This is a genomic window from Paraburkholderia sp. CHISQ3 (genome assembly GCF_030464945.1).
GTDB lineage: Bacteria > Pseudomonadota > Gammaproteobacteria > Burkholderiales > Burkholderiaceae > Paraburkholderia > Paraburkholderia megapolitana.
This window is the reverse complement of record NZ_JALPRG010000024.1, coordinates 1-6,722: the sequence shown is the minus strand read 5'-3', so window position 1 is coordinate 6,722 and position 6,722 is coordinate 1. Positions and strand designations below refer to the sequence as shown.

Here is a 6,722-nt window from a genome sequence, read left to right as displayed (position 1 = left end):
TAATCAGCAAAACGATCGGCACTCAGAAAACGAGTTCTGCAGACCTTCCCTAGAAGAACAGACGGCATGAAAAAAAGAATTCGAAGAACCAACCTTGTTGCATCGTTGCTGTTTGCATCTGCCAGCGTGTCCGCACAGGAAACACCCCCACGTCTGATCATACCGGGTAACGACCAGCAAGTACGTCAACAGGAAGAAGCACGAGAACGTGAACGCACCGTTGCCGCGCCGGGCGTGCGTTCAACCGTCACTGCAAGCGCGGGCTTTCCATCACTGCCCGTTGAAACAACTTGCTTTCGTATCCAGTCGTTCTTACTGGATGTTCCTTCAACGCTGCCTGATGCCGTTCGCGCGCGGGGCACATCGGCGCTACCGATGGATCAGTTCGCCTTCGCACGCGAGTGGCTCGAACATTACGTAAATCAGTGCGTCGGCAAGCAAGGCATCGACGTCATCGTCAAAGGTATCTCGCAGGTGATCCTCAGTCGTGGTTACGTCACGACTCGTGTGCTCGTGCCTGAGCAGGACATGTCATCGGGCACGCTAAAGCTCGCGCTCGTACCCGGTGTAATCCGGCAGTTACGATTCGCGGACCCGAAAGTCCGTGGAATGTGGAAATCCGCGTTTCCAGTTCGCGGTGGCGACCTGCTGAACGTGCGCGATCTCGAACAGGGTCTTGAGCAGATGAAACGCGTCAGCAGCCAGGACGTGTCGATGCAGATTGTCCCGACTGACATACCGGGCGAAAGCGACGTCGTGCTTGACGTGAAGCGGACAAAGCTGTGGTCTCTCGTCGCCTCGGTTGACAACTCAGGTACGCGTGCGACGGGCAAGCTACAAGGCAACGTGAGTCTCGGCATCGACAACCCGCTCGGTCTGAACGACATCTTCAACATCGGTGCCAATCAGGACCTGGAGTTCGGCGACCGGCGCCTCGGCTCGCACGGCTGGAATGGTTCGTATTCGGTTCCATGGGGATACTGGACCGGAACGCTGTTCGGCTACACGAACACGTACTACCAGCAGATCGCCGGGGTGAACCAGACGTTCGTGTCGAGCGGCAATTCGCAGACAACTGGCTTCAAGTTGCAGCGGGTCATCCGCCGTAGCCAGGACGACGTGCTCGGCGTGGAACTCCAGTTGACGAAACGCTGGGGTGCAAGCTTCATCGAAGACACCGAGATTCCCCAGCAGTACCGGGACAACACGTTCGTTGAAGCAGGCCTGACGGACCGCCACTATTTTGGCTCCGCGCAGTTCGACGGTACGCTTGCCTACAGGCAAAGCATCGGTTGGTTGGGTGCAATGCCCGATACATCGGGTGGCGGGCCGACGTACCGTTTTCACATGGCGGTGCTCGACGCAAACCTGTCGGTGCCGTTCGCAATCGCGAACCAGAATCTGCGGTATGTCACCACCTTTCACGGGCAGTTCACGAACAACACGCTGAACTACATCGATGACCTGACGATCGGCAGCCGCTACACCGTACGTGGCTTCGATGGTGAAACGATGCTCGCGGCCGAGCGCGGTTTTTACTGGCGCAATGAACTGCAGATGCCGATCGGCCAGACCGGGCAGTCCATTTATGCAGGCATCGATTACGGTCACGTGTTCGGTCCGGGCACCGCGTTTCTGGCGGGCACGCAACTGGCCGGTGCCGTGATCGGCGTACGCGGCAGCATCCCGGGGCGCATCGCCGGACTGTCCTATGACCTGTTCGCCGGCACGCCGATCTACAAGCCGTCCGGATTTCCGACCGCACGCGTAACGGTCGGTTTCCAGGCCACTGCTCAATTTTGAGGTGCCGGGTTATGGCCAACTACCCATACATTCGCCGCAGTCAACCGAAAGGTCCGAAGCGGGGTACCCCGATCGATGTACGACGAGCAGTGGCCCGATAGCAAATGTCCTGTGATATTCGTGCGCCATGAGATTCCCCGGGCGGGCTGGGAAGTGGGCGAAGAGTACTCGGCCGCAGCGAAGCCAGTCGTCATAACGCGCAAGCCGGGCTGGTCGCTGGACACCGTTGCGCCTGCGGTTGCGCGTTAATCGCGACATGCACGAATGCAACCATCGGGTAAATGGTCAGAAATCACCATTTACCTGCATGAGCATGCATTTCGGATTGCCAATCACCTGAAAACGCCTGGCCACACAAATTTTGCTTAAAAAATGAGCAAAAATCGGCTGCTCTCGGCCCGAAACCGGGTTAACCGAGAATTTGTTATGTTGCGTCAATTATTACAATTCTTTCGAAAAAGTAAGCCCGTGCCATAGCGCCCGCTTGGTCATATCCCTGTGATCCCCCTGACCGGGCAATCCGGTGCCGCTGGCGGGCCGGGAAACGAGTCGTAGGACGATTTTCGACGCTGAGGGAGGGGACGGGAATCCCATGAAATTGCGGAGTCGGCAAAAATTGCCAATTGGAACAGCAATTGATGCAACCCTTTTATTTTTATGGTCGATTTGTGCTAGATTTCCACCGTCGGAGCAAAATTTTGTCGAAGTTTTGGCAAAAACACGGTTGATTGCCTCCACCTGACCGCCATTTCCCGCATTTCTGGCCGGCGCACTTTGAACGGCTCCGGTTGCCTTCTTCGTAGTCCGTCGCTTTCCTGAAACGTACTACCGCAGCCTCGCGTTTTCAGTTTCTCCACTAACAAGCCTATAGCCGGATATCCATCCGGGGATAGTGCTCGTCTTGATAATTAATAAGGATACCTTATTATGAATAAAAATAATCGTGCATTTCTCTTTCCTCTAGGGCGCACTTTTGCCACGCCTGCGGTGCTTCGTGCTCTGGAACGTGCGGGCGCGCATCCCTTCGCACTGCTGGTCCGTCACCAATGCGGCGACTGGGGCGTGCTGGATGCCGAAGACCGGGCCGTCAATGACCGTGCTGTCATAAATGGGACTCGCATACTCAGCGCTTACGTGATCGGCAACGAGAAAATCTACGTCATAACCGAGGCCGACCGGTCGAATACCACGGTACTCCTCGCGAGTGAATACTGAAAATGGAGTTCATCGTGCAACGACTCCACGCTCGTCTCACGCCCGGTCAGTATCTGCGTGCCAGTTCGAAAGCCGCAGTCCACAGCTTTCAGGGGACATGGGACTCGGGTTGCACTCTGCATGCGTGCGCCAGTGCGCTCGCCATACTCGGACGCATTGCCGATCCCGCCGTCGTGTCGTGGAGAAAGCACGGACTGGAAGCTGACTTTTGGGACCGCGCTGCGCCGCTTTACTTCACCGGTGCGACGCTGACGGAAGCGGCCGATGTCATCCGCGAATCCTCGCAATGGAGCCTGCGGCCGGTGGTGTTCCAAGGAGCGCACCGGGTTGTGATCGACTTTTGCGAGCGCGAACTGTCGCGCGGCCACCTGGTGATCGTGAGCTGGCGTCCTGTCGGAGAGTCATTCCGGCATGCCGTGCTGGTCATCGGCGCGGAGGGCCGCATGCAGGGTCACCGGTTCCAGCCCCATGCGCTGCTGATCCTCGATCCGGGGGAACGCGATGCAGCGATGGCGACGTGCAATGCGCGCCTGAATTACGCGAACCCCGTCTCCGGGAAACGCGCCCGGTATGGAACCTACGTCACGGCGCGAGAAACTTTTTCGGTGGTGCTCGACGGTGCAGTCTCGATCCGCGAGAAGCACAGTTCGAAGCCGCCGTAGTACCGCAGTAGCCGCCGTGCACGAAGCTTCAGTAAAGGGCTCAGGGGCGTTCAAACAATCGGGCCGGGTCGACATCAAGGGCAATCGCGAACCGCTCGATGTTATCCAGAGACACGTTGACGCGCGCCCGCTCGACCTGACTGACAAACGTGCGGTCCAGTCCAGCGGCAAAGCCAAGCGCCTCCTGAGACAAGGACCTGCTAACCCGCCAGATGCGGATGTTGTAGGCCAATATGTCTCGAAGTGAGACAAGCTTGACTTTCGGATCGGGGCCTCGGAGTGGTGCGGACATACCCCGATCTTTACGATATGATGCATTTTCATCTACGGACTTTGCGTCACATATCGAATATCTGCCTCCCTCGAAGAAGACAGATGGTCAAACTCACCGACTTATTTGCTTCGAAATATTTATTTCTCTCAGACCCAGCGTGCAACCAGGCCGACGTGCCTTTGCACACCCAAACCGGAAGGACCGGAAATCATGAAAAGCATTACGTATTCGCGCTGTCTTCTCGCCGTGACTGCAATAACATTGCTGGCGCTCGCAGCGTGCTCAAAGCAACCCGCCTCGAATGTCAACGCCGTTGCAGCCAGTGCACCGACTGTCGCCGCGTCAACCCCGACAGTTCAGACCGCCGCCAGCGCCGCCACCGAACGGCCCGACGAAACCGATGAGAATGGCGGCAGCACGCGCCCGACCGCACAGTCGCAAGGCAGCGCAAGCGGTCCGCGAATCAAGGGCATCGCCCTGGGTGAGTCGCCAGATGAAGTGCATCAGGCATTGAGCACACTGTTGCCGGTCGGCAATCCTTGCCAGGTCAGCCCTGACGCGGTCAGGGTGGTTTGCGAAAGCACCGCGCAGCAGCTGCAAGGCAGTTTCGTCTATGAGTCGGGCAAGCTCACCAGTTTCAAGTTCTATTCTGGCCTCACGACCCTCGTGTTCGGTCAGATGCCGTTTAACGACTTCGTGCAGAACTTCATGAAGGCGTACGACATTGGACATATGGACCCGGCACAGGACAATCCCATGTTCAGCCAGTATCTGCGATACCGCGACGATAGCGGCTGGGAGGCCGGTATCTATCCCGACAATACGTTCTATGTGAAAAGCATCGCGACCGCGAGCCAGCAGGCAAAGAGCTTCAACTGAACTGGGACCATGTACGCGGTGGTTTTACACACACCGCGTGGGACTGCCGGTAGCGGGCGGGGCGCTGTCATGCGTCGCCCCCTGCATGTTTGCCGCTATCGCACCCTTCCGGACTTCGCCGCGAATGCCGCCACGGCTTCAGGCGAAGTGCCCTTCCCGCCGACACGGTGTTCCGCGCCCATGATCTCCAGCAACAGCAGAGATAAGCCTTTCCTTCAAGAACATGAAAACGATCCCTCTGCTGATAACCAGCGGCCTGCTCGCTGCGTCTGGCGCGCAGGCGCAACTGACCAGCGCGTTTAACGTGACCCATGTCGCACAGACCGTACCGCAGGAATTCGACTTTGGACAGAGCGACGCAGTAACGGTCACTCCCCAGCGCAGCGACAATCCGGTGCAAGGCGGGACCGCTGACGATCGTCGGGACTTTGACGCGTTGTTCGGTTGCGACGCCCCTGCCAGCAGACCACTGCTTTCTGCGTTCGCGCTGCATGGAATCAGGCTCGGCGACGTATGTGCCCAACCAGCACTCACTTCGGGCGAACCCGCCGCGATGGTGCGCCGCGTGGAGAACAGCATGCGTCATCTTGCCCCGGCCCTGAGCATCGCCATCACGCAGCTGAACGGTCTTGACAGCACGATCACAGTGGCGACGGTGCGTGCTGCCGGACGGCCTGTGGGGCTTGCAAAATCGGTGGTCATTGAAATCGAAGAGCACGTGGATGCGACCGACGCAACCCGTTCGCTACAACCCGGCAATGCGTTTCGCGTCGCCCTCGAACAGCGGTACGGCAAACCGGCCGTGGTCATCGGCGCCCGCGACAGGCTCGCGATGGATCATGAGCGTACGCAGGCGGACGTCAGGAACCGGGCACGTGCATCCGGGATCGACAGCGAAGATGTCATCGCAAGAAGCATCGATGTCGAGGATGAGCGTACGCGGACATGGGTCGCCTGCCATCCGGCAGACACGGTGTACGAACTGCATTGGACGAATCCGGACGGAACCGTCCTGACGGCTGCGCTTGCTGACGGCGAGTGCGGAGCAAGCCCGTCCTTCGATCTGTCGTTGACACCCAATCCCGCGTTGCGGAGAGAAGACCAATTCATCTGGGCTCAGTGGATTGATCCGGTTATCGCATTCGGCCACACGCCGAGGCACGCCAGCCCAGCGAGTGCGCCGACGCCGGAATTCTAGTCCCCGACCTGTTCGACCGTCCCATCCTGCGCGAGTCGTGAGCGGCGGAACACGATCGCTACCCGCGATCCAAGGCCGATATCCGTCTGCCCCGTTTCTGCCCGAAACAATGAGGAAATCCTCCCCTGCTGCCGGAGTGGAAGCAGTGGAAGTGTTTTTCAATATCTGATCTAAAAAAAGGTACGCTTTAGTTCAGATCAACTCAGAAAAGCCCTCCACCTCCTCCACCTGCCCTGTTTTTTTTTGTCGAAGGGAGAAGGGGCTATCGCCTGCAAGCAGGATGCCTCAATAATGATCACCCGGAAGAATGCAACGGCACATAAGAAGTTGCCGCCCGGTTACGCATGGAAGTCACACAGGGAATCCCGGAGACGCCTCCATGCGAGGAAACTCTCCGGCACTGAGAATCCGCCCGAGTCGCAGCTTCGCCGCATCGATCCCGTCCACGGGATCGATGCGAGTTGCACATCGTGCATTCGCACTACCGCCTCGATATGCGGGCACGTGTCTTCTGGCAGCACGTCCGCGGTCAGGAGCTGCGACGGTTCCGCGAATGACTGCCTTGACGGCGCGTGGAACAGATGAACCTGCTGAATCAAATCAACTTCAAAAAATTTCTGCGGTTCCGGCTTACAACCCAATACTGTTCGGTTAGATTGATGGGTAGCGAAAACCTGGTAAGCTATAACCT

6 protein-coding genes are annotated in these 6,722 nt (G+C 58.1%); 5 read left to right on the top strand and 1 reads right to left on the bottom strand.

Annotated features, from left to right (window positions below; translation table 11 throughout):
- The first annotated feature begins 66 nt into the window (after positions 1-66).
- From M0D65_RS32965 to M0D65_RS32955, 3 genes are all read left to right on the top strand, one after another.
- Positions 67-1,803: a ShlB/FhaC/HecB family hemolysin secretion/activation protein gene (locus M0D65_RS32965; protein ID WP_266256190.1), complete on the top strand. Its 1,737-nt coding sequence runs from the start codon at positions 67-69 to the stop codon at positions 1,801-1,803.
- 927 nt (positions 1,804-2,730) lie between these two features.
- Complete coding sequence (locus M0D65_RS32960; protein WP_266256189.1) at positions 2,731-3,018, top strand: hypothetical protein; 288 nt, start codon at positions 2,731-2,733, stop codon at positions 3,016-3,018.
- Between the two features lie 14 nt (positions 3,019-3,032).
- Entirely contained in the window at positions 3,033-3,680 is a 648-nt protein-coding gene (locus M0D65_RS32955; protein WP_266256188.1) for a hypothetical protein, read from the top strand.
- A gap of 40 nt (positions 3,681-3,720) precedes the next feature.
- On the opposite strand, the gene M0D65_RS32950 is transcribed toward M0D65_RS32955, so the two are convergent.
- On the bottom strand, positions 3,721-3,972 hold the full coding sequence (locus tag M0D65_RS32950; protein ID WP_266256187.1) for a helix-turn-helix domain-containing protein: 252 nt from the start codon (positions 3,970-3,972) through the stop codon (positions 3,721-3,723).
- Between the two features lie 192 nt (positions 3,973-4,164).
- On the opposite strand from M0D65_RS32950, the gene M0D65_RS32945 reads away from it, so the two are divergent.
- The gene (locus tag M0D65_RS32945; protein ID WP_266256186.1) at positions 4,165-4,833 is read left to right on the top strand and encodes a hypothetical protein; all 669 of its coding nucleotides are present in this window, start codon (positions 4,165-4,167) and stop codon (positions 4,831-4,833) included.
- A 223-nt stretch (positions 4,834-5,056) separates the two neighbouring features.
- Complete coding sequence (locus tag M0D65_RS32940; protein ID WP_266256185.1) at positions 5,057-6,031, top strand: hypothetical protein; 975 nt, start codon at positions 5,057-5,059, stop codon at positions 6,029-6,031.
- Positions 6,032-6,722: the final 691 nt, after the last annotated feature.